This window comes from Candidatus Margulisiibacteriota bacterium, from assembly GCA_041658645.1.
Taxonomy (GTDB): domain Bacteria; phylum Margulisbacteria; class WOR-1; order O2-12-FULL-45-9; family XYB2-FULL-48-7; genus JBAZZV01.
On sequence record JBAZZV010000003.1, the window covers coordinates 39418 to 65722 of the forward strand.

Consider the following 26305-nt stretch of genomic DNA (forward strand, 5'->3'; position numbering starts at 1 on the left):
ATTACCAAGTTATGTATTTGCGACCCCTCAACCAGCGACTGAACAGCGTCCCCTGCTCCTTGATCTCAAACTCGTGGAAAGAACCGTCATATTTTCTGGCAACCTTATAACCGGGCAAAATATCAATGAAACAATCATCAGCGGAACTAATCCTTTGATATGTCGTATAATCATTCTCGAATTGGACTTTTTTTCGCTTCAATATTTGCTCAACAGAGCGAAAAGAATAGTGCTTATAAACCGGAAAATGCTTGTAAATTTGCCAGCCGATCCCTTCTGGCACAATATTATTAAATTGTTTCTCCCGGTTATAACGAGTGCCTATTTTATTCCTAAACGATCTGAGCTCCAAAAAGCCTGGGCAATACCAAAGGATTCTTTCCTGAATCGATTTAATCGAATGTAGATCTTTGCCTTTGTCCGAAGTATGCAGAAAGAAATTCATGCCATACCAATTGACTCTTTCGGCGCGCGCCTTTTCTGCCTCCTGCGCCACCCAGTTTGGGTCATCGTGCCATATTTCATCTCCGTGTAATATAGTGAACCAGCCTTCAATTGGATACATGGCTTGGGCTTTTTCGAGGATATATTGCCTGGCATAATCGCGGAACTTACGGTTGGGGAGTTTGTCGATAATATCTCTGTCTTTTAGGAAATACTTGACGCAATCGTAGCTCCTGATAATCTCTTCGGTCCGATCACTTGAGCCATCAAGAACCAATATCTTGTCAAAATACTTCTTATTAACATTCATGACCTCTTCGATGACGTCATCTTCGTCACGGGTAACCATTAGCCCGATATTCTGCACGCTGGCCATATGTTATAATTTTACCATGTATTTCGCCATCTTCCTGGTCGCCATTAACGCCTTCAAGCTCCTGGTCGCTCCGCATTTCCCGTTGATCGGCGACGAAGCCTATTACTGGCTCTGGGGACAGCATCTCGACTTGAGTTACGTCGACCATCCCCCGATGATCGCCTACGTCAACTTCATCTTAACCTCCCTTTTTGGGCCAAGTGAACTGGCCGTCCGGCTGACGGCGATCGGCCTCGTCCTGCTGGTTTCGCTGATCATCTACCTGACCGGGCGGGAGCTTTACAATAAACAGGCCGGCGAACTGGCGGCGATCATCTTTAACCTGGTCCCGACCTTTTTCGGCGGCGGGATGTTCCTTGTCCCGCAGATGCTCCTCTTCCTCTTCTGGTCAGTTAGTTTCTATTTACTGGTCAAACTACTTAAACGCCGGAACGCCCTCCTTTGGTATCCGCTTGGGATAGCAGCCGGCCTGGGACTGTTGAGCGATTACGTCATGGCCCTCTTTTTCCTGGCGACGGTCGCCTATCTCGCGCTAAATAAAAAAGAACGTTATTGGTTCACTAAAAAAGAGCCTTACCTGGCGGTCGCGCTGGCCGCGCTGATCTTTTCCCCTGTCCTGATCTGGAATCTCCGGCTCGGTTTCACCCCCCTCTTCTACTGGGGCGGGAAGATGGGGGCCGGGCCCCGGGTCGGCGACAACTTACTGAACTTTTTCGGCCTGCAACCCCTCCTCTACACCCCGCCGCTCTTTCTCCTGACCCTTTATCTCGTCTTTAACAAAAAGGCACCGCAAATGTTCAAACTCTTCGCCGGGGTCGTCCTGACCCCTTTTCTCCTGATCAGTCCGATCATGAACATCGGCGGGCACTGGACCGCGACCACTTACTTACCGGCCATCCTCGACCTGCCGCGCGCCAAAAGATGGGTGATCGTGACGACCCTCCTCTTCGCCCTGGCCGTTAACTCCGCCGCTTTCGCTTATTATCTTTTCTATTATCCCCTCCCGGCTGAATTAAAAGGGAAAGAACAGACGATCAACCGGCAATTGCCGCAATATCTTAAAGAGGTGGCGCCGAAAAGCGGCCGTACTTTTTATCTGGCTAACGACCTGGGGATGATCGGCCTGGTCTCTTTCCACGGCCGAACCAAAACCTATATGGCCCCGGGCCGCTTGCGGCAGGTCGACCTCTGGGGAGCGCCCAATATCCGGCGCGGGGACAATATAATCTATTTCGCCCTGAACGAAACGACCCTTCACGAGAAACTGCGGCCGCTCTTTCGCGCTGTCTCAATCGAACCGCACAAGCGCCTCTTCAACAAAGATGCCGACCTGCCGAACAAGACAACGATCTTTATTTGCACCGGCTACCTCGGAGGTAAATTACCCTGACCAACAAAGCACTCTGGTGGCTCCTCATCACCTTTATCCTGGTCAGTTTCCTGACCTTGCCGCGCAACCCGCTCCAGAATGACGATGCTTCTCTCTACGCCCTGGCCGCCAAGAACGCCGTTATCCATAATCAATGGCTGGCCCAATTCGTTTCGCCTGGCGATAGCACCTCTTTTCTCGACAAGCCGCCGCTCGGGATCTGGCTCCTCGCCTGGCCGATGAAGCTCCTCGGCGTTTCTGAATTGACCGTCCACATCCCGAATGTCCTCTACTTCACCCTGCTCCTGCTGATCCTCTATCTCACCTTAAGTCGCTTGGCAGCAAAAAAGGTCGCTTTCTATTCCACCCTCATCACCGCCACCAGCCTCGGCCTGGTCGTCTATTCACGCGCGCCAAAACTGGATATTCTTCTTCCGCTCTTTGTCCTGACGGCCCACCTCTCGCTCTATGCTTTCTTAAAACGGAACAACACCTCATATCTCATCCCTTTTACCCTTTCCCTCGCCGCCGGTTTTCTGATCAAGAGCGGCTTTGCTCTGATCCTACCGGCCCTGACCATATTATTTTTGCTGATTTTTAGTCCCCCAGCGAGAGAAAAGCTGTTCAAAGTACGCATTACGCATTACGCATTACTCGTTTCGTTTCTTTTGCTCATTGTGGCCGGCGTCCTCGCTCTACAAGCCATCCCGCTCGGCGAGCAATGGCTACCTTATCTAAGATCGATCACCATCCAGAGCAAATACAACACCAGCTACCTCGGCTTCGGCTGCTATTACTCGATAATCGGCTTTCTCCTCTTGATCCTCTTCCCCTGGTCGGCGCTCTGGCTGTCGTCAGTGAAGGTTGTTAACCCCTATCCCCCATCCCCTTCCCCCTTATTAAGGGGGAAGGGGAGAGAGGGGTTAGGGGTAAAGGTGCGGACGCTCTCCCTCTCCAGCTTCTGCTCCCTCTGGTTCTGGTCCAACTTTCTCTTTCTCCTCTTCTTCTACCGCCAGAGCGACCTGCGAACCTTTACCGTCTTCGTTCCGCCGCTGGCGATCCTGGCCGGGATTAGACTGGCCTCATTACTCAAGCAACGCCGCGGTTTCCTTGCTCCTCGCCTCTGGAACGCCTTTTTCCTATTCCTTTTCAGCGCGACCCTGGTCGTCTTCCTCCTCAAGCCGCAAAATGCCGACGGGTTTGACTTGAGCGCGGCGCTTGTCCCGCTCGGGATACTGGTCGCTTCTTTAGCCGCGCTGCAGCTTTTCCTCTGGCGGCCGGACGGCCGGAAATTGCTCGCCACCTTCGCCCTGGCCGCGCTCGGTTACAGCGTTCTATTCTGGAACAGCCAAACCCTCGTCCGCGCCTTCAATCCTGACCTTAACTGGCCAAAGACGATCACCCGCTACCGCGCCGAGGGGAATAAGTTCTTTATCTACCGCCCGCCTGACCGGAAACTCTTCTTCAGCCCCGATCTTTTCTATGTCGACTTCATGGCCGGCCCGGCGGATAAATATTTTTGGGATGGGGATAAGCTGCAAAAAAACATTGTAAACAGCCAGGCGATCCTGCTTAGTGACACCGAAAGCTTAAATAAGCTAAAATTAACCAGCTATGTCGTTTTGGCTAGAGACAATTACTCAACATTGGCCTTAACCGAAGCTATCCGAAAACCGTAATGAACATATACATATTACTAATAATCTCTTTTATCGCCCGCTTTTTGCTGGCAATCCTCTTCCCCTTGACTGCGGACGAGGCTTATTACTGGCTCTGGTCAAAACACTTGAGCCTCTCTTTCGTCGACCACCCCCCCATGGTCGCTTACATTAACTATCTTTTCACTCTGGGGCAAGAAAACCTCGCCCTGGTCCGTCTCGGGGCAGTGTTGATCACCACCCTGGTCACCGGGCTTATCTATCTTGTGGCTAAAGAAGTTTATAATGAGAAAGTCGCCTTCTGGTCAGCGCTCCTCTTTCAGGTCCTCCCCCACTTCGTCGTCGTCTGGCTGACGCAGTTCGTCGAGCTCCCCCTGGCGCTGTTCTGGATGACGTCCCTCTGGCTAACGCTCAAGATCGTCAAAGAGGGAAAAGCGTACTACTGGTATTTCCTAGCAGTTGTTCTCGGTTTAGGTTATCTCAGCAAATATACCATGTTCCTCTTTTGGCCTTGTTTGCTTTTCTATGCTTGGATCGCGCCGGAAGGGCGTTTCTGGTTAAAAAGGAAAGAGCCTTATCTCGCCCTGGCTATTTCGCTCCTCTTTTTCGCCCCGGTCCTCTTCTGGAACAGTCAGCACGCTTGGGTCTCTTTTGCTTTTCACGGGAGCAAGGTTTCCGGCGACCCCTGGGGAGCCAACACGCTCGCCTTTATCGCCGACCAGCTCGTCCATTTCACCCCGTTCCTCATCTTCACGCTTATCCCTGTTTTCCGACAGAGTAGCCACGGAGACAAAACAACCAAGCTGTTGGTCGCTCTCTCCTTTCCGGTCCTTTGCTTGTTCCTCCTCCTCTCCCTGAAAGTTAAGATCTGGGCGCATTGGCCGTCGGTCGGCTACCTGGCCGCCCTCCCGCTAACTGTAAATTATCTGCTGGTGAACGGGAAATCTTTAAAGAAGTTCCTGACCTGGATCGCCCTGTTCACTTCGCTTATCTTGCTCATCTTATTCTTTGTCTCTCCGGCCATTCTTCTCCACCAGGAAGATTACGCCAAGAATTATTCACTGACCAAGAATGTTCCGGCAGAATACAAGCTTTTTGCCAAAACAAATGTCTCCGCTTCACTCCTGGAATTCCATACAAAACGGCCGACCTATCTGGCGACCGGTTTTTTGATGACCGGGCATCCGTGGGGAGAGAAACAATATGAGATCTGGGGTATTCCCGAGCTTAAGAAGGGTGAAACGGTCCTCTATTACGGACCGGACAATGAAGTTTTCCGGGAGCAGGCCAACAAACATTTTACGAAAACAAGTGAACTATCTGATCTGAAGATGTATCTAGTCGAAGATTACATAACGAACAACTACAAAATGTTCAAGCTGGAAGGTTATAAGCTGGACGGTTTTCATCCTTAACTCCAGACACCGCTAATCCCTTCGCCACACCCCCCGCACCCCATCCCCTTCAGTTCGTTCTTCAACACCTGAAAGCCGGCCCGCTGGATGACCGTGGCGCCGCATTTGGGGCAATAAGTGTTCTCCGCCCCCTTGATCGGAATATTCCCAGAATAAACATATTTCAACCCGGCCTTCTGCCCGATCTCCCTGGCCAGGGTCAAAGTCTCCGGCGGAGTCGCCGGCCGGTCGAGCATCTTATATGTAGGGGAAAAAGCGGAAACATGCCAGGGGGTCTCCGCCCCCAGATCGCCTTTGATAAAATTGGCGATCTCGGCCAGTTCTTCCCGCGAATCGTTCAAGCCCGGGATGAGGAGGGTCGTCACCTCCAGCCAGACCCCATTCTGTTTATAATATTTTAAGCTGGCCAGGACGGCCGACAGTTTCGCCCCGCAATACTTGTGGTAGAAATTCTCCCGGAACGACTTGAGGTCGACATTAGCCGCGTCGAGATACGGCTTGATCTCCTCCAGCGCCGCCAGGCTGGTGTAGCCGTTGGTCACAAAGATATTCTTCAACCCCCGCTCGCTCGCCAACTTGGCGCAATCGTAGGCAAACTCAAAATAGACGGTCGGCTCGGTATAAGTGTAGGAGATGCTCCGGCATTCGCGCTCCAGGGCGGCCGCGACGATCTCCCCCGGGGTCATGTCGTTCCCGTAGATCGTCGGCAGTTCTTTATCCACCTGGGAGATCTGGTAGTTCTGGCAGAAAGGGCATTTAAAGTTACAGCCGACCGTGGCCAGGGAATAAGTGTAGGAACCGGGGAGGAAATGGAAGAGCGGTTTTTTCTCGATCGGGTCAACGTGCGAGGCGACAACTTTGCCGTAAACTAAACTGTAGAGGGTACCCTGCCGGTTCTCGCGCACCCCGCAGATCCCGCGCCGCCCGTCAGCGATCAGGCAAGTGTGAGGGCAGAGCTCGCAGCGGACCCGCCCGTCAGTTTCGGGGTGATAAAAGAGGGCTGCTTTCACCCAAAAGCTCCTCGAATTTGATCTCGGTCTGCTCGGCCGTTGCCATATCTTTGAGGAGAGCGGCCCGTTTTTCGATCTCATTCTCGCCAATGATGAAAACAAATCGCGCGCGGAGCCGGTCGGCCGTCTTCATCTGGGCTTTCAATGACTTGCCAAGATAATCCGTGTCGGCGCTGATCCCCTTCTCTCTCGCTTCAGCCGCCAGCTTGACGCCCAACTGCTTCGCTTCGTCTCCCAGCGTAGCAATAAATAAATGAATTCCTTGTTCAGATTTAGGATTTAGGATTTTGGATTTAAGTATTTCCACCACCCTTTCCATTCCGAGCGCAAACCCGATCGCCGGAGTGGCCTTACCGCCTAATTCTTCGACCAGTTTATCGTAACGGCCGCCGCCGCAGACGGCGTTTTGCGCCCCCAACTGTTTGGAAATGATCTCAAAGGCGGTCCGGGTGTAATAATCCAAGCCGCGGACCAAGCGGTTATTTATTTTATATTTAACGCCCAAACGATCTAACCAACCGACGACCTGCTCAAAGTGGGTTTTACAGTCAGCATCGAGGTGGTCAATGGCCGCCGGCGCTTTCTCAATGTATTTCTGGCAGTGCGCTCCCTTGCAATCGAGTATCCGGAGCGGGTTAGTCGCCAATCTCTCCTGGCAATCCGCGCACATATCCTGGACGTGTTTCTGAAAATAGTCGCGGATAGCGTCGCGGAAAGCCGGCTGGCATTTATCACAGCCGACCGAATTGATATCGACCTCAAGTCCGGGCAGACCGAGCCGGGCAAAAAGCTTAACGGCCAGCTGAATGACTTCGGCGTCAAGCGCCGGGTCGGCCGAGCCAAAGACCTCTACCCCCGCCTGGTGGAATTGCCGCTGGCGGCCCGCCTGGGGACGTTCATAACGGAACATCGGGCCGAGATAATAAAGCTTGAGGAGGTTATCCTGGTTGATCAAGTTGTTTTCCAGGCCGGCCCGGACGACCGCGGCGGTCGCTTCCGGCCGCAAAGTTAAGCTCCGGCCCTTGCGATCGCTGAAAGTGTACATCTCTTTGCTGACGATATCGGTCGTGGCGCCGATCGAGCGGGCGAAAAGCTCGGTCGACTCAAAAATGGGGGTGCGGATCTCCTGATAATCGTACAAAGCAAAGGTTTCCCGGCAGACCGACTCGATAAATTGCCAGCTGGCGGCCTGTTCGGGGAGGATATCCTTGGTGCCGCGCGGCGCGGAATATTTCATATGCTATAATTATAGCACGCACATGCGAAAAGTAATTATACCGGCTATCCTCTTAGCGCTCCTCGCTGCCACGGCATGCGCCTTCAGCTCCGAAGAGCAGCAACAGCTCTGGGACGTCCCGACCGGCGAGGTCCGCTACGAGATAAACAAGAGCTATCTCCGCGGCAACATCAAGGTCGAAGAAGTCTACTACTACAGCCGCCCATATCTCCGCCAGCCGACCCGTATTTTCGGTTATTTCGCTTATCCCAAATATCACCGGGGGAAATTACCGGCGATCCTCTTGAGCCACGGCGGCGGCGGGACCGCCTCGCTCCCCCGCTCGATCAGCTGGGCGCGGCACGGTTACGCCGTCCTCTCGATCGACCTGCCGGGCAAAGGTGAGAACCGCCCCGGTTCCCGCTCGACCGGGCCGGACATGATCGTCGCCAATCTTCTTCGGACCCAACCCGACCCTTCCCATAACTACTTGGTCTACGCAGTCGCGGCCGCGCGCAACGGGATAACTTTCCTTACCCAGCGCCAGGAAGTCAATCCGCAGCGGATCGGGATGGTCGGTCTTTCCTGGGGCGGGGTACTAACTCTGCTGACCAACGGCCAGGATAGCCGCTTGCGGGCGGCGGTCAACGTTTTTGGCGCCGGCTATATCCCCGAAGGGTGCACCTGGGAAGATTGGTTCAACGCCATGCCGGCGCTCGACAAGGAGATCTGGATGGCCTATCTCGACCCGAAGAACTTCCTGGCAACCCAGCACGCCCCGATCCTCTTTATCACCGGGACCAACGACCACTGTTATTACCTGCCCACTTTCCAGAAAAGCTACGAGGAGGTCACGGCCAAGAAAAATTATTATCTGATCCCGAACCTCCGCCACCGCTTCCTCGCCTCCGCCCAGGACCCCGCCTTTGCCTGGCTCGACCAGCGGCTCAAGCGCGGGGGCTCTTTCCCGACGATCGAGGTCTTGACCCCCTTCCAGAAAGGGAACAACCGGATAGTCGTCCCGGTCAAAGTTTCGGCCGCCAGCCCGGTCACCAGCGTCCGGCTCTACTACACCCTGGGCGGGCCCCAGCAATGGACAACTAAAAAGTGGTTGGAAATACGTCCTCACCAGGAAAAGAACATCAGTTATTTTTCCATACCGGAAAAGTTGCTCCGACCGGAAGTGATGTACTTTGTCAGCGCCAAGGATAGCCGCGGCGGCGTTACCTCATCGCTGGTCTCCTCCCTTTTTGCCGTCCAGTTCAGGGATGGGACACGATCGTTCGCCAATTCCGCCGCCATCAAGAAGATCTACCGCCACGAAAAGCCGATCCGGGTCCTCAACGGCTTTGACTCCGACCGCGCCTACTTTCTCCATTCCAAACAGGACCAGGCTTATTTAGTTCTCCAGCCGCAGTAAACCCAGTAATTATCCGGCGAAAGGGTCGGCCTGGTTAAAATCGGGGAGAAAAGTTTCACTGCTCGCCAGTTCCTGGACATAAACATTCCGCAACCCCAGTTTTTCCGCCTCCGCCACGGCCTGCCGGTATTCTTCCGGCCGCAAACGCCTGGCCAACTCCGGGAATTCCGCCGCCCGATGTTGTGGGCTATATTGGGCCATTAAGCTGATCCGGATCTCCGGGGAGAGCGCCGCCAGCCATTTGAGGACCGCATCTGTCCCGGCCAAGTTGTCCGGCAGGACAAGATGTCTAACCAGCAGACCGGAGCGCGCCACCCCTTCATCATTCAACTTAATATTGCCGACCTGGCGGAACATTTCGGCGATCCCTGCCCTGGCTATTTTGGGGTAATTACCCGCCCCAGAATATTTTTGGGCCGAGCCTTCACTAAAATACTTGAAGTCGGGGAGATAGACATCGATCAACCCCTCCAGCTCGCTCAGCAATTCAAGGCTATCGTATCCTCCGGTATTATAAACGACCGGCAGTTTTAAACCTTGCTCCCTGGCTAACTTCAAGGCATCGGCTATTTGCAACGCATAATGGGTCGGCGAAACGAGGTTGATGTTGTGGGCCCCTTTGGCCTGGAGCTCGAGCATGATCTCCGCTAACCTCTCCGCCTCAACTTCTTCCCCCCTGGTACCTGGCCCCTGGTCCCTTGTCCCTTGTTGGCTGATTTCATAATTCTGGCAATAGACACACTTAAGACAACAGTTGGCGAAAAAGATCGTCCCGGAACCACGCGTCCCGGAGATCATCGGTTCCTCGCCATGATGGAGACAATAAGAGGAAACTATCGGCTTAATCCCCGCCTGGCACCTGGTACCTGGTCCCTGGTACCTATTCACGCCACACCGATGCCCGCAAAGCAGACAATTGGCCAAAGAAATTAAATTCATATCAATATTATAGTAGAATTAACTGTCGCTGGTAAGAAGAGAGAGGGCAAGTATTCAGTTCATTTGGAACTCACAACGCACCCTCATAACACATATCTTGGCTGCTTTACCCACAAACTTCCCGATGACCGGCAGATTTGAGCTCCCCATCAGAAATTTATCCACACTGTAGGCTGTCTGGCGGCCTTCCTAAAACCAACATACTAATACCCTGAAATCCCTCTGAAAAGCGGGTGATAATAACTTGTCAGGAGAAATAAATAATAGAGGAATATAATGATTACTTTTAAAAATATTTCCAGAAGTGTTCCCAGCCCAATGGTTTCGGCAGGCAGGCAAACGACACGATTGGTAGTTGATAGAAATAGAGCTGCATCGCACAATTTCGCGCATGTTGGTCAGTTCATGAAAAGATTAGGAGGAATTATAACTATTTCTAGCGCTTTACTATCTTTAGGTTGTTCATCTGAGTCAGAAGGACCGGAAATAAATGGAGTCGGAGGGATTGCAGGAACCGGAGGAGTAAGCGGCATGGGCGGTGCGGCTGGAACCGGAGGGGTAAGCGGCACGGCCGGAGTGGCTGGAACCGCAGGAGTAAGCGGCACGGGCGGAGTGGCTGGAACCGCAGGAGTAAGCGGCACGGGCGGAGTGGCTGGAACCGCAGGGGTAAGCGGCACGGGCGGAGTGGCTGGAACCGCAGGGGTAAGCGGCACGGGCGGAGTGGCTGGAACCGGAGGAGTAAGCGGCATGGCTGGAGCGGCTGGAACCGGAGGGGTAAGCGGCATGGCTGGGACGGCAGGAACCGGAGGAAATGGAGTGCTTATCAAAGGAATACCAGACCTTGACGCCGAGATGGATGGGCCAAGCAACGACTGGGAATTTTCCAACTGGTCTAACTATGGAATCTTTAATAATACCTGGCAACCCGATAACGGAACTTTTTCCAACGGCTATTTATGGCTTACCCTGGATGACGTCGGCTGTCCCGCCGGATGCGATGGTTTTCCCCTCGCATCCGCCGAATACCGGACCATTAATGAAATTTTCACTTACGGTTGTTTTGAGTTCAGCCTGCAAACGGTTAAAGGGCCGGGATTAGTTGGCGGAACGCTTTTTACTTATGCCGGCCAAGCAGGCACAGCTACTCATTATGAGCACGACATTGAATTCATTGCTGATACCAACGACATTCAATTCAATTTTTACGCTGCCGGAAACGACTACGGAAATCAAAAGAAGATAACCCTCAACTTTGACCCGTCAACCAGTTTTAACAATTACGGATTCAAGTTGACACAGCCAATGATAACCTGGTATATCAATGGAGAAGCTTCTTATTCGGCGGACCTCTCTGGCGCGCCACTGCCTCCAGCCAAAATAATGACTAATTTCTGGGCAAGTAGTTACCCCGGCTGGCCGGGGGGAACGTTCGTTTACCAACAACCGGTATCAGTTATCATCGATTGGATAAAATATCAAAAGAATTGTCCCTAATAACAAAAAACTAATCTCGAGGGGAAAATAAATGATTAATTTTAAGAATGTTTCCAAACCAATTGTTTCGGCAGGCAGGCAAATGACGCGCTTGGCGGATCGAACGTCGCCGCGCAAGATTAACAGATTAGGCCGATGGATGGGAATAGCAGCGCTAACCTTCGCGGCCAGCGCCTGCGGGGGGAAAGTCGAATATGAAACTGTTTATCAAAACCCAAACCTTGACGCTGGAATCCCTGCACAAGACGCCGGGAAGGCGGAACATGATGTCGCGCCTGATATTGCCATATTAGATACCGGGAAGGATACGGCCTTAGATGCCGACATACCCGACGTTATCGGAGACAATAAATCAGATGCCCCAATAGACGCCCCTTCAGACGTGCAATCAAACTGTCCTGTCGGAAAATATATTAATGTTCCAAGCACCGACCATCCAACACTACCAGAAGCAATAATCGCTTCAGAGCCCGGAGATATAATTAATGTTGCAGAAGGAACATATCCAACTTATCAGCAGACATTAAAATACTGCGTCAAGCTTATTGGATCAGGAAAAGGTCAAACAATTATTAACAACAAAACAAACCCACTTCCTCCCATCGGGTCTTTTGTGATGGGTGACTACATTTTAAAAGCATCGGATCAGAGCCATATCTCTGATGTTACAATCGCAGATGAGCTTTCTACGGGCGATCCTTCTTTTGCCGCTTTGCAATTAGAGGCGGGCCAGGCTTTTGTAGAAAACAGCAGAATCAATTCCCTGCTTGTTACCAAGAGCTCCCAGCCAATAATATCTTCAAGCGAATTGTCTTATACCTGGGTTATTGATAATGCCGCGCCGACCTTTGGAAAAAATGAAATAAAAAAGATTTTTTATATGGATGATTCCGGCGGCCTGTTAACAGGGAGCGTTTTCCCGGCCTTTGTTGGATTTGCCATTTCTAGAGATGGTTCTCACCCAACGCTCAGAAATAATATTTTTAACAGCAGCGGCGTCTATGTGTTTCATCATGCCTATCCAGATTTAGGCACAAAGGCTATCCCGGGAGGAAATAAATTCGATAATCAATGCAATTTATCTCAGGTAAACTTATGTTATTCAATCTCCAGTGAATCCTCGGAAGCTATAGAGGCCCAGGGTAATTATTTTGAGAAAAAATCTGGTCCCGAAGTTGGAGCAACTGAATTTAGCACTTACGACGAAATGAAGGCTTGTTCCACTCCAACCACCCCGCCCTGTAACGTAACAGCGGTTAATGCTTCAACAGGGGCAAAAGTTGATTTTGCAGGATTTATGCCCATAACCCCCTAGGGTTCATATGTTTCTTGATTGATTAAAGTGACCCTAAATTAGGCCAAGACTAAGAATGAGCGAAAGCCCTCCTACATCCATCGTCGGCAGATTAGAGGCACCCATGAGGAATTCGTTGACGCCGCAGCGATGACCGCAAAGAACGCACTTCTCCAGTAGTTTATAATTCACAGATGACTTTTTGGCTGGCGACATCGGAAAGGAGGCGGAGCGGTTTTTTGCTCAAGTCGAAGACTTTGACCACCTTGGCCAGTTCGGCCGCGTCCGGCAAAAGTTCCGCTAGGATATTCTTCTCTTTGGCCAACCAGCCGCGGTTGAAAAGAACCCCTTCATTCTCCGGAAAAAGGGCGACATAGAAGATATTCCCTTCGACCAGGTCGAGGAAAAAGTGGGAACCGAAAGAGAGTTCCGGCATAAAGCCGCTTACTTTGTCCGCCGTCTCGACCAGGGCGGCAAAGTTATTGATCTCGGCAAAGCTGACCGGAACACCGAGCGTCGCGTCACGCGTCCCCCAGCGTCCCGGGCCGATCAGCATAGTCGGTTGTTTCTCCCGTCCCCCGCCGAGCCGGTTCAGCCGGCCGATCAGGCGGGCCACGGAGAACTTTTTCTGGAAGAGGAGCTCGCGGTAAGCGGCCGGGTCGACGTAAATCAAGCGGGTGATCGGCTGGTTAACGCTCCCACCCATGAAACTGCCGTGGGCCGAGAAAAAGGTCTTTTTCGGATCGAGCTTGTCCGGGAGCTTGACCTGGCCGGTCTCACCCTTCGCCTGGAGCGGGCGGCATTGGAGAAGATTGATCTTCGCTTCCCCTTCGGCCGTAAAGTTGACGGTGAACTCAACATCGACCGGATACTGGTAGGTCGTTTCCAAAAGTTTCAGGATCCCGCTCATGTCTTTAGTAAAACCGGTTTTTGCCAGGAACTCATCAAAGGTCAAGACCCAACCCTCCCCCCCGGTCCCTAGTCCCCTTTTCCCAACCCGCTCCACCTTCAACCCCGGCTCATCCCGTAAAAGCTGGTTCAACTCGGCACTTTCGAGCTCATTGGTGACAATATTTAAGAGGTCGACATCGTGCTGGGAGAACTTTTTGTTATCTTCCATCCCATACGGTTTAAGCAATGGGGCGTCCAGAGCGACGATCCGCGGATAGTCACCCTCCACCCGGTTGACGGCCCGCGTCCCGAGGCCAAAGACCAGGCGGAGCATCCCCGCTTTGGCGTCCATATTCTCGTGCCAGACAAAGGTGTTATAAGAAACACCGACCCCGGCCAGGTAGGGAAGGAAACTTTGCCGGTACTGGTTGCCGGAGACCCGCATCACCAGCAAGGCCATCTGTTCGTCCTGCTGGCCAAGCCCGCGCTGGCGCCGGTAGGTCAGCGCGTCTTCGTTCATTGTGCTGGCAAAGACCCGCTTGACCGTATTTTCGTAATTGGTGTAGCGGACCTCGGGCGTTCCCTGGTTGACGCAGAACAAACTCTCGTATTTCCCGGCAAAAGCGTTGCCGAAGCCGTCTTCCAGGAGCGAGGAAGAGCGGACAATGATCGGTGATTGGCCGAAATACTCGAGCATCCCGTTAAATTGCTCTTTGATCTCGTCGGGAAAGGAACCGCTCAAAAGCTTCTCCTTGAGGTCGGACGCTTTGGCAAAGTAGCCGGCATCAGTTTTCTGTTCCAGCCAGAGGTTCCACCAGCCGTTCTGGACTATATATGTATAGAAGACGTCGGAGCCGATATAGAAAGAATCATGCGGCTCCAGTTTCTCCTGCCACTCCGGCTGGAGGATCTTCCGGGCTAGAAGCATGCCGAGCGCCTTGCCGCCGATAAAACCGCTCCCGATCATCTTCGACTTGATCTCGATCAGGTCCTCGAGGGTAAAGTAGCGCTTGACCAGCGCCATCATCCGCGGCTCCCGGCCGAGCATGATCCGGCAGAGTTGGTCGGCCATCGCCTCCCGTTCTCCCCCCAGTTCACCCTCCCGGGCGATCTCTTCGGCCCGGAGGAAAAGACGGTCCCAGTTATCAAGGTTCCGGTTGGCACTCTCCGCCCCCTTGTCCGACATGTAAGTGAAAAGCTTGGTTACGTCAACGCTGTTGGTCAGCGGGAAATAGTTCTCCCCTTCTTCCTGATGGGGCAAGAACATCGTCGGGGAATAGCGGTCCCAGACCTTGAGCGGGTGAACGTAGAAGCGCCCGTCCAGGTCATAGATGTCGAGGAGAAGCTGGGTCGTTTCGCGGATCCGGGCGATCGTCTTGAAGGAGTGATAATTGCGGAGGAGAGCGAAATAGGCGATCGTCCTTAACTTAAAGAGATAAGGACAGGTGACCAGGAAAAAGTTACCGATCATCAGATCGGTCGCCCAGGCCGATAACAGGTCGGAGAGGCAGTCGAAGAGGTAAAAAGCACCTTCCCCTTCGGCCGTAATGATGTCGTGGACCTGTTTGGAGAAAGACTCAAAGCCGGTCAAGGCGCTTAGCTGGTAAGTCTTGATCTGCGGGTCGTTCTCGACCAAAGGAGGATGCTGGGCAAAGCGGATATAGACGATGTTCTTGCCGTCAGCCTTAGCCCGCACCAGGTAGGGAGCGACAAAGTGACGGTAATCGTCGATCGAATCAACCTGCCAAACGACGTTATCCCCCAGCTTTAATCCCTGGAGGATCTTATCAAGCCCTTTAATGCCGGTACTGGCGAGGTCGATCATAGGTCGCGGTAATTAATTAAGGCCGAGTGGTCGATCAGGGAAACAAGCGCTCGGCTTTCAGTCTCGAGTCCCGCCTCTTCCGCCGCTGCCACCGGGTTCAGCCCGCCGGCGACAACCAAGCCGACCCGCTCGACCGCCACCGGCATGCCGAGAACGGTCTGTCCCGATTTACCGAGGACCAGGGCGGTCCCCAAACCGGCCGCTTCGATCCGCCGCAAGGTCGCCTCCGCTTCATCGCGCGAGGCGGCCGGTATCTCGCGGAAGCCAGCCAGGACCTTGCCGGCGCCGTGGATCGCTTCGTTGACGCTCGTCATCTGGCTCTTGAGAAAGATCTCGTGCGGGTCAAGCGTTGAACCGGAGTAGTCAATTATGTCGGTAAAACGAAGAGGGCGCCCCTCTTCGATCTGGAGCATCCCGCCGAACCGGGAGACGACCGGGATAGCGTGCTTCAGCAAGATGCCGTTGAGGTTGATAGTACAGAGGGTTCCAAAGCCAACCTTGCCGGGCGGGACGATGATCCCGCCGATCTCTTCCCCCGCTTCCACGACCAGAACAAGTTCACCCATGCTTAACTTATTCTCAAAGACCGGTTTCATCAGCTCGATCGCTTTCTTGAATTCACGGGCGTTGAAGAGGGAGACGTTGAGAATGACCCTCCCTTTCCGGGTGTGGATGTCAAAGTCCATCTGGTAAGCGAGCGATTCGATCCGGGAACTGACCAGGCCGATCTTTTCCGAAACATGGGCGTTGCTTAACTCTTCCCGCCCTTTGCTGGTGATCATCCGCCCCTCTTTCCAAAAAATCTTGACCAACCCCTGGTCCCCCAGGCTCTTTAAATAGTAGCGGACGGTCCGCTCCGGCACTTCCAGGCCAAACTCTTTCAGCTTGGCCGCCAGCTCGACCGAGCCAATCGGCGTCTTCGCCTCGGCGATCAGCTTGAGGATCATCTTATTCCGGCGCTCGATCTCTTTCATAATTAAATTATATCATGGCTGGCGCTTTTACCACCTCCCTCCTGACGCTTTTACCCCTAACCCCTCTTCTCCCCTTCCCCCTTAATAAGGGGGAAGGGGATGGGGGATAGGGGTAAAGACGTTGACTGACGGAACGGATTAGCGGGGTTAGGGGCCGGACAATCCTTGACATACGGCAATACCTTGCCGTATAATTCTAACACTGTTTTAAATAATTTCCAGCCATAAGGGGGTGCCGCGGTTAACTCTGTCCCAGTCCCAAAACACCAACAGGAGGGCCCAATTATCATGGTACGGAAAGTTTTAGACGAAGTTATCAAGCGTAATCCGAACGAGCCGGAGTTCCACCAGGCGGTCCAGGAAGTATTAGAGTCGGTTGCTCCGGTCATCGAGAAACACCCCGAGTTCAAGGAAGCCAGGATCCTCGAACGGGTCGTCGAACCGGAACGCCAGATCATTTTCCGCGTGCCGTGGCAGGACGATAAAGGAGAAGTCCACGTCAATCGCGGTTTCCGCATCGAATTCAACAGCGCGATCGGCCCTTACAAAGGCGGGCTCCGCTTCCACCCCTCGGTCTACATCGGCATCATTAAATTCTTGGGCTTCGAACAGATCTTCAAGAACGCCCTCACCACCCTGCCGATGGGCGGCGGCAAAGGGGGTTCCGACTTCGATCCCAAGGGTAAATCGGACACTGAAGTAATGCGCTTCTGCCAGAGCTTTATGACCGAACTTTGCAAATATATCGGCCCGGATACCGACGTGCCGGCCGGTGATATCGGCGTCGGCGGACGCGAAATAGGCTACATGTTCGGCCAGTACAAGCGGATCCGCAACGAGTTTACCGGGGTCCTGACCGGCAAGGGTCTCGAATGGGGCGGCTCACTGGTCCGGACCGAGGCGACCGGCTACGGCCTGATCTACTTCCTGCTCGAAATGCTGAAAGACATGGGTAAGGAGATCAAAGGTTCGACCGTCGTCAGCTCCGGCTCGGGGAACGTCTCGATCTACGCCGCGCAGAAGTGCCAGGAGCTGGGGGCGAAAGTCGTCGCTATGTCCGACTCCAACGGCTATATCTATGACAAGGACGGGATCGACCTCAAGACCGTCAAACAGCTCAAGGAAGTGGAGCGCAAAAGGATCAAGGATTACCTCAAGTTCCACCCGAAGGCGGTTTACGAGGAAGGTTGCGACAATATCTGGAAAGTGAAATGCGACCTCGCCCTCCCCAACGCCACCCAGAACGAGATCGACAAGAAGTCGGCCGAGAAATTGGTGGAGAACGGTGTTTGGGCGGTCGCGGAAGGGGCCAACATGCCCTCCACCCCCGACGCTATCAAGGTCTTCCAGGCAGCTAAAGTCGGCTTCGGCCCGGCCAAAGCGGCCAATGCCGGCGGCGTAGCCACCTCTGGGTTGGAAATGACCCAGAACAGCCAGCGCCTCTCCTGGACGTTTGAGGAGACCGACAAGTACCTCAACCGGATCATGAAGGATATCTACAAGCAGTCTAAAGCGGCTTCGATCGAGTACGGCAAGCCGGGGAACCTGGTCATCGGCGCCAACATCGCCGGTTTCACCAAGGTCGCCAAGTCGATGTACGCTCAAGGGTTGGTGTAGGTAGACACCCCTCACCCGAGCTGCGTTAAGCTTAGACCCCTCTCCCTAAGGGAGAGGGGTCTTTGATTTGGTAAAGATGAGGTGAGGGGAAGCTGATCTTATAGCGCTTCCAAGTATTTCTCGATCTCCCACGGGGTGATCCGCATCCGGTAGTCGTCAAATTCGCTGATCTTGGCGTTATAGAAGCTCTCGAAGGTGTGCTTGCCGAGGGCGGCTTTGATCACCTCGTCATTCTTCAGCTCTTCGACCGCCCGCTTGATCGAGAACGGCAGCATCTCGATCTTCAGTTCTTTTAACCGGGCCGGATCGAGGTGGTAAACGTTCTCTTCGACCGGCTTCGGCGGCTTGAGCCCCCGCTTGACCCCATCCAGGCCGCACATCAACATCGCGGCAAAGGCGAGATACGGGTTGCAGGCCGGATCGGGACAGCGCAGCTCCATCCGAGTGGAAAGCTCACGGCCCGGCGAGTAGCGCGGGATCCTGATGAGAGCTGACCGGTTGACCTGCCCCCAGCAGATATAGACCGGCGCTTCATAGCCAGAAACCAGGCGCTTATAAGAGTTGACCGTCGGGGCGACGACCGCCGTCAGCGCCCGGGCGTGGGCCAACTGGCCGGCCAGATAACTATAGGCGACCTCGGACAACTTGTATTTATCTTTGGCGTCGAAAAAGGCGCTCTTCCCCTTCTTGTCAAACAATGACTGGTGAACATGCATCCCGCTCCCCGCCTGGCCGAACAAGGGCTTAGGCATAAAGGAAGCGTACAACCCGTGCTGGGCGGCGATCGATTTGATGACGTATTTCAGCGTCACGGTATTGTCGGCCGAAGTGAGGGCGTTGGAATAGCGGACCGCGATCTCGTGCTGGCCGGGACCGACCTCGTGGTGCGACATCTCCACTTCCATCCCCATCGCTTCCAGGGCAAAGATCATATCTTCGCGCACTTCCGAGGCAAAATCGCGCGCCGGGTAGTCGAAATAGCCGCCGATATCGTGCGGAGCGGTAGTGATCCGGCCATCCTCTTTCTTGAAGAGGTAGAACTCGACCTCGGGGCCGGTATTGAAGTGATAACCCATTTTGTTGGCTTCGGCCAAGGCTCTTTTCAGGATCGACCGGGGATCCCCTTCGAACGGTTGGCCATCGGGAGTGTAGACGTCGCAGATCAGGCGGGCCGACTTTTTCCCTTCCAGTTTCCAGGGGATAAGCTGATAGGTCGCTACATCGGGCTTGAGGAACATGTCGGATTCGGCGATCCGGGTAAAACCTTCGATCGAAGAGCCGTCGAACCAGATCCCTTTATCGAGAACGTCCTCCAGCCGCGAAGCCGGGATAGTGACGCATTTCATCATCCCCAGGATATCGGTGAACTGCAGTAAGATGAACTTAACTTCCGCCTTCTTGACCCTCTGAAGAATTTCCTTACCGGCCGCGTTGATTGTCATGTTTGGCCTCCTATTATTTTTGGCGACTTTCATTATAGCGAATGCCTATTTAATAGGCAAGCTAAAAAAGAGCGTCTCCCGCGAGTTTAACCGCGCTCGCCGCACTACCCGCCCGTAAGGATCGATCACCGCCGAAAAGCCAGTATTTCCCACCTGGACGAAATAACGCCGGTTTTCCACCGCCCGCAAGATCCCATTTTGAAGATGCTGATAAGCGGCATCGGAATCACCGAACCAACCGTCATTGGTCACCGTCAGGATAATGTCACCGCCCCGCCTAACCCGCTCCTTGATCAATCCGGGAAAAGTCGATTCAAAACAGATCGCCGCCGCGAACTTCCGCCCGGCCGCTTCGATCAGCCGGACCTCTTTCCCCGGCCAGAAATCGTTGTCAAAATAACCTGTCCCCCGCAACAGGGGATAAAGGAGCGGCCGGAAAGGCAAGTACTCGCCAAACGGGACCGGATGTTCCTTGTCATAGCGGGAGACGACCTCGCCCAAAGGAGAGAACGAAACCAGCGAGTTATAAGCCCGGCCATTCTCAAAAAACGGCGTCCCTATCACCAACCAGGCCTGCGTCTCCCTGGCCAGCGCTTGCAGGCGCGGCAAGGTCCGCCCATCCTGGAGTATATAAGTAAAAACCGCTGTCTCGGGCCAAATGATGATCTCCGGTTCCAGGGTCGCGGCCTGCCGGGTCATATTTTCCTGAAGGTCAAAGATCTTCATGACCAGCGCCGGGTTCATCTTGTCCATCTGGTCAACATTGGGCTGGATGAGGGCAAGCTTGGGGAAATTACGAATGACTAATGACGAATGACTAATTGTGGAGTAACCATATGCCAAACAAACGGCAACCAGAAGAAAAACAAAAAGCATTGTAGGGACAGGGTTTATCCCTGTCCGTTTCTCTCGGACAGCCATAAAGGCTGTCCCTACATCCGCCAAAGCCGCATTGAACAACACCACCACAAAACTAACCCCATACACCGTAACCAGCGAGGCGATCTGGATGAACGGTAAAAAGTCCGCCTGGCTATAGCCGACAACGCCGGCCGTCACGCCAAAAGGGCCGAGGCCGCGCAGCCATTCGACCGCTACCCAACTGAACGCCAAGCTGATGGCACGAGGGATGGGGGACCGAGGAATCAAGGCGAACAATAGAATAAAGAAAGATTGAAAAAGGGCCAGGCCCAACCAACCAAACACTACCCACCACCCGCCGAAACGGAAGAGGGAAGTTATCCAGAAGAGGTTCAGGCCAAAGAACACCAGTCCGAAGCTCAAGCCGCAGGCTAGCGCCCCTCGCCGGTCAGGTGCTTTATTCAGGGCGTAGAAGAATGGAACAAGCGCGACCCAGGCCAGCCACCAGAGGTTGTATTTCGGGAAGGCGAGCGCCAGCACAAGGCCAGACAATCCTGACAGAAAAATCCACCATACCAATTCCCTTGCTTTACCCCTATCCCCTATCCCCTTCCCCCTTATTAAGGGGGAAGGGGAAAAAGGGGTTAGGGGTAAAAGGGGTGAGGATCTCACTGGATCGTCACCGCGCAGTTCAGAATATCAAGCGCCGGGGCAAGCAAAGTATTTTCTTCATCCGGGACCGAGCCGGTCGACCCGGCCAGGCTGGAAATATAGGCATTGGTCGAAGCCAGGTGGTCGGCCGATAGTTTGGCGGCATCGCTCGGCCAGGCCGCTGTAAAAAAGTCAAAGTAAATGATCTTGGGGATCGCGGCCCCGAAGATCTGGCTGAGACGGAAGTTGAACTTTAATTTCGTGCCGGTCGCCTCCAGATTGCCCAGCGGGACCCGGGGGTTCGAGCTCCCCTGGGTGAACGGTCCGGCCGCCAGGAAGTAGCCGCCCGGATCGGTAATGACATAACCAGCCCAGGAATAATAAAAACCAGTGTAATAATCGGCGATCACCCCCAGCCTGGGAGTTGTTCCCGGCTCGAGCAGCTCAAAGTCAATATTGTCCGGCGGCGGCAGCGGGACCTTGAATGCTTCGCCGGTCCCGACCACCAGGAAGTAGCGGTTGGCGTCGGCGTCATAGTTCCCGCGCAAGGTCACTTCGACCACCATCTGGTCGCCGTAAGTCACATACTGGGTGACAGTTTTGGCACAACCGCTCAAAACAAATCCAAACATCAAACATCCAACCTCAAAACAAATCGCAACTAATAATTTCCAATTCCCAAATATTTTGGAATTTGATTTTTTATTTTTGCCAATTGTTTTGAAGTTTGAAGTTGGATGTTTGAAGTTCATTTTATTAATATCTCCTGATCTCCCCTTCCGGCTTCAGTCCCCGCAATTCCTTTTCAAAGCTGTCAAAATAAAAACCGCGGCCGCCGGCAAACCCGACCGGGTCGCCGGGCAGGGCCTTGAGCGAAAAAGTGAAACTGAATTCTTTGCGGTAATCGGAGTACGCGTACTTCATTTCCCAGCAGTGGAGCTGCTTGACGAGCATTATATCACGCACCTTCAGCTCCCGGGTCGCCGGATCAAAGACCTGGCCGACGCGGAAATGGAACTCGTTCGGTCCCTTTTCCAGCAGATACCAGTCGTACAGGGCGCTGGCGGAACGCAACCCCGTCCCGTTCAGGTCCTGCGCCAGGGAGAGGCTTAGGCCAAAATAGCTGGCTGGGGTCAGGTTGAGCGCCGTAACCAGGTCCTTGTAGCGGGTATTTTCTATATCCCAGCCGGTGTCGAGCGTCCAGCGGAGCCAACCAGCGGGCTGGGCCATCAGGCGGGTCATCACGTCGAACCACTTGCTCGTCTGCCAGTTGTGCCCCCCCTCCAGCGACCAGCTGAAATCGCTCAAGTGGTAGAAAGTCAGCTTTTCCTGGAGGTCGTGATAGCGGCTGCCGAGCTGGTCAAAAAAGAATGGCGTGTTCCCGTCCGTATAACCCTGGCGGAAAGTCAGGTCGTTGCGCAGGCAGGAGCGCCAGTTACTGTTCAGGCTGGCCCCCTCCCGCAAAGCGTAGAGCTGGTCCCCCGGGCCGTACAGGAACTGGTCGATCCCGGCCGAGAGGTTGAGGGTGGTCGAGGCGCCCAGCGGCAAAGCCTTGGCGGCGTTGAGGGTCGAACGATAACGGCTCGTGGTGAAATCACGGTTCCCGCCGAGCTCCGCCACATACTTGACCTCGCGGTAGCGGCCATAGCCAAAAGTCGACTGTAAATTGAACAGGGACAAATTAAGCGTCCGCGGGCTGATCTCCAGCTCCGGTTGTTTCTCCAGGAACTGATAATGCATCGTCCCCGGATAATCGGCCTGCCGGAGGTCGGCCAGCCAGTTCTGGCTGTAGCGCCAGGAGAAATCGCGCTCGGAACCGGAGAGGTCAATCTGCGGCTCAACTTTTTCTTCGCCGGAGTCGCCGGCGCCAGTAGAGCTGTGGTAGTAGTTGGCCGTGGTATTGAAAACGACATGGTCGCCGAGCAAGGCGGTCCGGTAATTAAAACGCTGGCTCTTGCGCAGCCATTTCGGGTCGGCTTTGCCAAACTCATAATTGTAAACATAGTTCATCGACTCCTTACCGGCCGCCTGGTTGAACTGGAAATTGTAGCGCTCCGCCCCCCCGGCCCGGTCATCCAGCAGGTCAAACTTCAACCCGGCGCTCGTTTTGGCCGCATAGCTCAAGTCCAGACCGAACGTCGTCTGGTCGATCCGGCCGCTTGGTATCCGGTAGGTGCTGACATAGCTGTGGTCTATTTTGAGATTGGTGTTGGGCCCGAGTTGTTTGGAGTGTTTGATCCGCTCGACCCAGCTCCCCATCCCGGTATCCTTCTCGGCCACGTTGTAGAGGTAAAGCGAACCAAGGCCGAGCGCGCCGAGCGTGTACTGGCTGTCTGTCCCCAGCCCCCACCCCTTTTTATCCATGTAGTCGACCAGCAGGATCCCCAGCGGATAGACCCAGGAGGTTTTGAGATAGTCACCTTCCACCTCGTTATGGCCAAAGAGCCAGTTCTTGCGCCCCTCGTCTTTCAGACTGTAATAAATATACGGCCACCAGAAAAGCGGCAGGTCACCGATAAAAAGGACAACGTTGCGCGCCTCGACCCGGTCCTCGGGATAATAATCGATCGTCTGCGCCGTCAGGAAATAGTGGGCCGTCGGATCACTGCAGGTCGATAGGCCGCCCGGGCCGCCCCCCATCCTTTTCCCGTCATCGCTCCAACTCCGCGCGGTGATCGAGAGGGGGCCGGTCATCTTCTGCGGCTGGACCTTGACCCGGAAATCGCCGAACTGGGCGGCTTGCGTGTCCGCGTTATAGACCAGCCGTCCCGCCTCGGCCTGGTAATCCCGGCCGGACAGCCGGACGTGGCCTTCGGCGGTCGCCACGTTACTGGCCGAATCCATCAGCAAACGGTCGGCCTGGATCGTCACTGTGGTGAACTTCACTTCGACCGAACCGGTCGCTTCGACCTGTCCCGAATCCTCAAAGAACTTCAGCTTGTCCGCTTTGATATTGACCGGGGTGTCGGCAGTTTGGGCCAAAGATGGCAACAGTAGCAAGGCGAACAGACAGGTGGTGGTAAAAAAGAAACGGATCAAGGGACCTTGTACAATAGCCGGCTGCGGACCAGGTCGGCCAGCGGATCAAAAAGGCCGGCCTGGCGGTAGAGCTCTATCGCCCGCTGCGGCTCTCCTTGGCGATAATACAGGTCGCCCAGGTTGATCTTAACGGCCGCCGGTCCGGCGTCGAGCGCCTGGCTTTTTTCCAGCGCCGCCTGGGCCGGCTCCAGCCGATCGAGGAGCAAATAGACGACCCCGAGGTTATTGTAAAAGATGGCCGAGGCGGGATTGATCTGCACCGCTTCCGCCAGACGGAGCCGGGCTTCTTCCCAGCGCCCCGCCCTGGCCAGGGTCACGCCCAGGTTATTGCGGGCGGAAGAAAAATTACGGTCGAGCTGCCCCGCCAGGTTGAACTCTTCTTCAGCCGCCGGGAACATCCCTTTCAGGAAAAAGCTGAAACCTTCTCCGTTATGTTCCTGCCCGAAGGAGACATTGACCTCTTCTTTCCCGCCGGTCCGGCCGTTGGCCCTGGTCTCCCGCCCCCACAACGCCACCACTTCCGGCCGGCCGTATTCAGCGATCGCCATGATCAGTTGGCGGTTGCGCATGGCGGCCAGGGAGGTCGCTTTAAGAGATTTGATCCGCTGTTTTAAATTACCAAAATCGATATCTTCCTGGACGATCTCTTCGTAGAGTTTGATCGCCCGCTTCAGGTCCCCTTGCGCCTCGGCCGCCGTGCCAAGATTGAAACGGACGGTCCGGGCCAGTTCGGGCGCGGCCAGCGCCAGGGAATGCTCATACTGAGCGGCGGCCATATCGTAGCGCCCGTCGCTCCGGTAGATGTCACCCATTAAATTATAAGCGGCCGCCGCCCGGGTCGTGTCTTTCTGCGCCGTCTGCAGTTCGCGGATCGCCCCATCCTTGTCCCTTTGCCGGAGATAAAGTTTGGCCAGATCAAAATGGAGAGAAAGTTTCCACTGGTCCTCCTGGAGCTTGGCTCGGAGCGCGGCGATCTCGGCCGCGATCTCGCTCTCCTTGATCTGGCGGTACTGTTCGTGGACCGCAGGGTTAAAAGGATCGAGGACGAGCGCTGTATGGAGCGCCTGCTCGGCCTTCTTCATTATTTCCATCTTACGGCACGCTTCGCCCAGCAGTAAATATCCGGCGGTCAGGTTGGAGTCGATTGAGATCGCCCCTTCCGCTTCCACCGCCGCCCGCTGGTAGTCTCCCTTGGCCAGGTAAGCTTTACCGAGGACGATGTGGGCGGCGATCAGTTGCGGCTGCAGGCGGAGGATCTCGCGGCATTTCCGGATGACCGTTTCCGCCACACTCGGGTCGGCCGAGATCATCAAGCCGTATTCGGCCAGCGCCTCCGGGACCTGGTTCTGGGCCAAGAGCACTTCGCCGAGGCAGGCCCGGGCCAGGACTTGGTCAGGCCGCTCCAAGAGGATCGCCCGGTAGCCGGCCATCACTTCAGGAGCGAAATCAGGTTTAACCTTTAATAGCTGCTGGTAATTATCCACCGCTTCGCTGTAGTTACCCTGGCGGCGCAAGACTTCGCCGAGCGCCAGGGTCGCTCCGGGATGGTTCGGGTAATTGCGCAGGATGCCGCGCAGTTTTTGGCCGGCATCGCCCAGTTTGCCGGGCTCCAGGGCGACGACTTCGCGCAGTTTAACGATCGCCGCTTCCGGATTGAGGGTCTTCATGTAGATATCGGCCAGGAGCTCGCGGATCTCGATGTTCCCTTCGACCCGGCGGAGCAGCTCTTCCAGCCGGCCGATCACTTCGCGTACCACTTCAGGGTCGTCGGAGAACATGGCCGCGTACTTGAGCGCGGCCGGGACATAGGCCTCGACCCGGGTGTAGAGCTCGCCCAGGATCCGGAGGGTACTCTTGTCGTTTGGTTTCTGGTCGAGAATGTCCTCGTAAAAACGGATCGCGTCGTTAAAGCGGCCGGTCTCAAGATAGGCCGTGGCCAGCGTTTCGGTCAGGCGAACGTCGCGCACCCCGGCCGCGATCGATCTCTCCAGCAGAGCGATCGCTTCGTGGATCTGCCCGCCCTTGATATAGATCCGGCCGAGCAGGTTATAGACCTCCACGTTAAGCGGGAATTCGTCGAGCAATTCCTCCAGCTCGAGGGTCGCCTGGTCGGTCTGGCCGAGTAATAAAAGCAGCCCGACCAGAGATAACCGGGCGCCGATCTTTTCCGGCTCGCTGGCGATCAACTGTTCATAATCGAGCAAAGTCTCGGACAGCAGGCGGAGGTTGCCGTTAACCGCCTGGGCATAACAGCTCTGGGCCTGGCGGTAATTACCCTCTTTCAGGTAATACTGGGCGGCGCCGCGCAGGGCCCACGGGTCGGTGGGGTCTTCGTTCAGTTTTTTTCTGACCTCGGCCAGATCGATCATC

At 54.7% G+C, this 26305-nt stretch carries 18 protein-coding genes; 7 read left to right on the top strand and 11 right to left on the bottom strand.

Annotated elements, in window-relative coordinates:
* Position 1 precedes the first annotated feature (1 nt).
* A complete protein-coding gene (locus tag WC903_03040; GenBank protein MFA5892922.1) occupies positions 2 to 811 on the bottom strand; it encodes a glycosyltransferase in 810 nt (269 codons plus the stop codon).
* 25 nt (positions 812 to 836) lie between these two features.
* On the opposite strand from WC903_03040, the gene WC903_03045 reads away from it, so the two are divergent.
* Genes WC903_03045 through WC903_03055 form a run of 3 tightly spaced genes read left to right on the top strand, consistent with a single transcriptional unit; the run spans position 837 to position 5262 of the window.
* Positions 837 to 2210: a glycosyltransferase family 39 protein gene (locus WC903_03045; GenBank protein ID MFA5892923.1), complete on the top strand. Its 1374-nt coding sequence runs from the start codon at positions 837 to 839 to the stop codon at positions 2208 to 2210.
* 56 nt (positions 2211 to 2266) lie between these two features.
* Complete coding sequence (locus WC903_03050; protein ID MFA5892924.1) at positions 2267 to 3868, top strand: glycosyltransferase family 39 protein; 1602 nt, start codon at positions 2267 to 2269, stop codon at positions 3866 to 3868.
* The gene (locus WC903_03055) at positions 3868 to 5262 is read left to right on the top strand and encodes a glycosyltransferase family 39 protein (GenBank protein MFA5892925.1); all 1395 of its coding nucleotides are present in this window, start codon (positions 3868 to 3870) and stop codon (positions 5260 to 5262) included. Before WC903_03050 ends, WC903_03055 begins: the two co-directional genes overlap by 1 nt.
* Here WC903_03055 and amrS read toward each other — a convergent pair.
* Complete coding sequence (amrS, locus tag WC903_03060; protein ID MFA5892926.1) at positions 5259 to 6272, bottom strand: AmmeMemoRadiSam system radical SAM enzyme; 1014 nt, start codon at positions 6270 to 6272, stop codon at positions 5259 to 5261. The two genes, WC903_03055 and amrS, sit on opposite strands and share 4 nt — an antisense overlap.
* Positions 6238 to 7509: a histidine--tRNA ligase gene (gene hisS / locus WC903_03065; GenBank protein ID MFA5892927.1), complete on the bottom strand. Its 1272-nt coding sequence runs from the start codon at positions 7507 to 7509 to the stop codon at positions 6238 to 6240. The genes amrS and hisS overlap by 35 nt, the downstream gene beginning before the upstream one ends.
* A 22-nt stretch (positions 7510 to 7531) precedes the next feature.
* Here hisS and WC903_03070 point away from each other — a divergent pair, with 22 nt between their 5' ends.
* The gene (locus tag WC903_03070; protein ID MFA5892928.1) at positions 7532 to 8908 is read left to right on the top strand and encodes an alpha/beta fold hydrolase; all 1377 of its coding nucleotides are present in this window, start codon (positions 7532 to 7534) and stop codon (positions 8906 to 8908) included.
* A 9-nt stretch (positions 8909 to 8917) separates the two neighbouring features.
* Here WC903_03070 and WC903_03075 read toward each other — a convergent pair whose 3' ends face one another.
* The gene (locus WC903_03075) at positions 8918 to 9796 is read right to left on the bottom strand and encodes a radical SAM protein (protein ID MFA5892929.1); all 879 of its coding nucleotides are present in this window, start codon (positions 9794 to 9796) and stop codon (positions 8918 to 8920) included.
* 582 nt (positions 9797 to 10378) lie between these two features.
* On the opposite strand from WC903_03075, the gene WC903_03080 reads away from it, so the two are divergent.
* The gene (locus WC903_03080; protein ID MFA5892930.1) at positions 10379 to 11341 is read left to right on the top strand and encodes a family 16 glycosylhydrolase; all 963 of its coding nucleotides are present in this window, start codon (positions 10379 to 10381) and stop codon (positions 11339 to 11341) included.
* A gap of 31 nt (positions 11342 to 11372) precedes the next feature.
* Positions 11373 to 12656, top strand: coding sequence for a hypothetical protein (locus WC903_03085; protein MFA5892931.1), 1284 nt, complete (start codon positions 11373 to 11375; stop codon positions 12654 to 12656).
* Positions 12657 to 12816: 160 nt separating this feature from the next.
* Here the strand turns inward: WC903_03085 and WC903_03090 are convergent, their stop codons facing one another.
* Both WC903_03090 and WC903_03095 read right to left on the bottom strand, forming a co-directional pair.
* A complete protein-coding gene (locus WC903_03090) occupies positions 12817 to 15351 on the bottom strand; it encodes a PEP/pyruvate-binding domain-containing protein (protein ID MFA5892932.1) in 2535 nt (844 codons plus the stop codon).
* Complete coding sequence (locus tag WC903_03095) at positions 15348 to 16325, bottom strand: NrpR regulatory domain-containing protein (protein MFA5892933.1); 978 nt, start codon at positions 16323 to 16325, stop codon at positions 15348 to 15350. The genes WC903_03090 and WC903_03095 overlap by 4 nt, the downstream gene beginning before the upstream one ends.
* Positions 16326 to 16607: 282 nt before the next feature.
* On the opposite strand from WC903_03095, the gene gdhA reads away from it, so the two are divergent.
* Positions 16608 to 17942, top strand: a complete 1335-nt coding sequence (gdhA, locus tag WC903_03100; GenBank protein ID MFA5892934.1) for an NADP-specific glutamate dehydrogenase — start codon at positions 16608 to 16610, stop codon at positions 17940 to 17942.
* 98 nt (positions 17943 to 18040) lie between these two features.
* On the opposite strand, the gene glnA is transcribed toward gdhA, so the two are convergent.
* The 5 genes from glnA to WC903_03125 form a co-directional block, all read right to left on the bottom strand.
* The gene (gene glnA / locus WC903_03105) at positions 18041 to 19384 is read right to left on the bottom strand and encodes a type I glutamate--ammonia ligase (protein ID MFA5892935.1); all 1344 of its coding nucleotides are present in this window, start codon (positions 19382 to 19384) and stop codon (positions 18041 to 18043) included.
* Between the two features lie 45 nt (positions 19385 to 19429).
* Positions 19430 to 20797, bottom strand: a complete 1368-nt coding sequence (lnt, locus tag WC903_03110; GenBank protein MFA5892936.1) for an apolipoprotein N-acyltransferase — start codon at positions 20795 to 20797, stop codon at positions 19430 to 19432.
* Positions 20798 to 20913: 116 nt separating this feature from the next.
* A complete protein-coding gene (locus tag WC903_03115) occupies positions 20914 to 21528 on the bottom strand; it encodes a hypothetical protein (protein MFA5892937.1) in 615 nt (204 codons plus the stop codon).
* A gap of 124 nt (positions 21529 to 21652) precedes the next feature.
* A complete protein-coding gene (locus WC903_03120; GenBank protein MFA5892938.1) occupies positions 21653 to 23935 on the bottom strand; it encodes an LptA/OstA family protein in 2283 nt (760 codons plus the stop codon).
* Positions 23932 to 26304 (bottom strand): tetratricopeptide repeat protein, encoded by a 2373-nt coding sequence (locus WC903_03125; protein MFA5892939.1) that lies wholly within the window; start codon positions 26302 to 26304, stop codon positions 23932 to 23934. The genes WC903_03120 and WC903_03125 overlap by 4 nt, the downstream gene beginning before the upstream one ends.
* Position 26305: the final 1 nt, after the last annotated feature.

Bases quoted from the DNA above. Each gene is read 5' to 3' on its own strand.
- WC903_03070 (MFA5892928.1), top strand. From the start codon at position 7,532: ATGCGAAAAGTAATTATACCGGCTATCCTCTTAGCGCTCCTCGCTGCC.
- WC903_03090 (MFA5892932.1), bottom strand. From the start codon at position 15,351: ATGATCGACCTCGCCAGTACCGGCATTAAAGGGCTTGATAAGATCCTC.
- WC903_03045 (MFA5892923.1), top strand. From the start codon at position 837: ATGTATTTCGCCATCTTCCTGGTCGCCATTAACGCCTTCAAGCTCCTG.
- WC903_03125 (MFA5892939.1), bottom strand. From the start codon at position 26,304: ATGATCGATCTGGCCGAGGTCAGAAAAAAACTGAACGAAGACCCCACC.
- WC903_03055 (MFA5892925.1), top strand. From the start codon at position 3,868: ATGAACATATACATATTACTAATAATCTCTTTTATCGCCCGCTTTTTG.
- WC903_03085 (MFA5892931.1), top strand. From the start codon at position 11,373: ATGATTAATTTTAAGAATGTTTCCAAACCAATTGTTTCGGCAGGCAGG.
- glnA (MFA5892935.1), bottom strand. From the start codon at position 19,384: ATGACAATCAACGCGGCCGGTAAGGAAATTCTTCAGAGGGTCAAGAAG.
- WC903_03080 (MFA5892930.1), top strand. From the start codon at position 10,379: ATGGGCGGTGCGGCTGGAACCGGAGGGGTAAGCGGCACGGCCGGAGTG.
- hisS (MFA5892927.1), bottom strand. From the start codon at position 7,509: ATGAAATATTCCGCGCCGCGCGGCACCAAGGATATCCTCCCCGAACAG.
- WC903_03095 (MFA5892933.1), bottom strand. From the start codon at position 16,325: ATGAAAGAGATCGAGCGCCGGAATAAGATGATCCTCAAGCTGATCGCC.
- WC903_03115 (MFA5892937.1), bottom strand. From the start codon at position 21,528: ATGTTTGGATTTGTTTTGAGCGGTTGTGCCAAAACTGTCACCCAGTAT.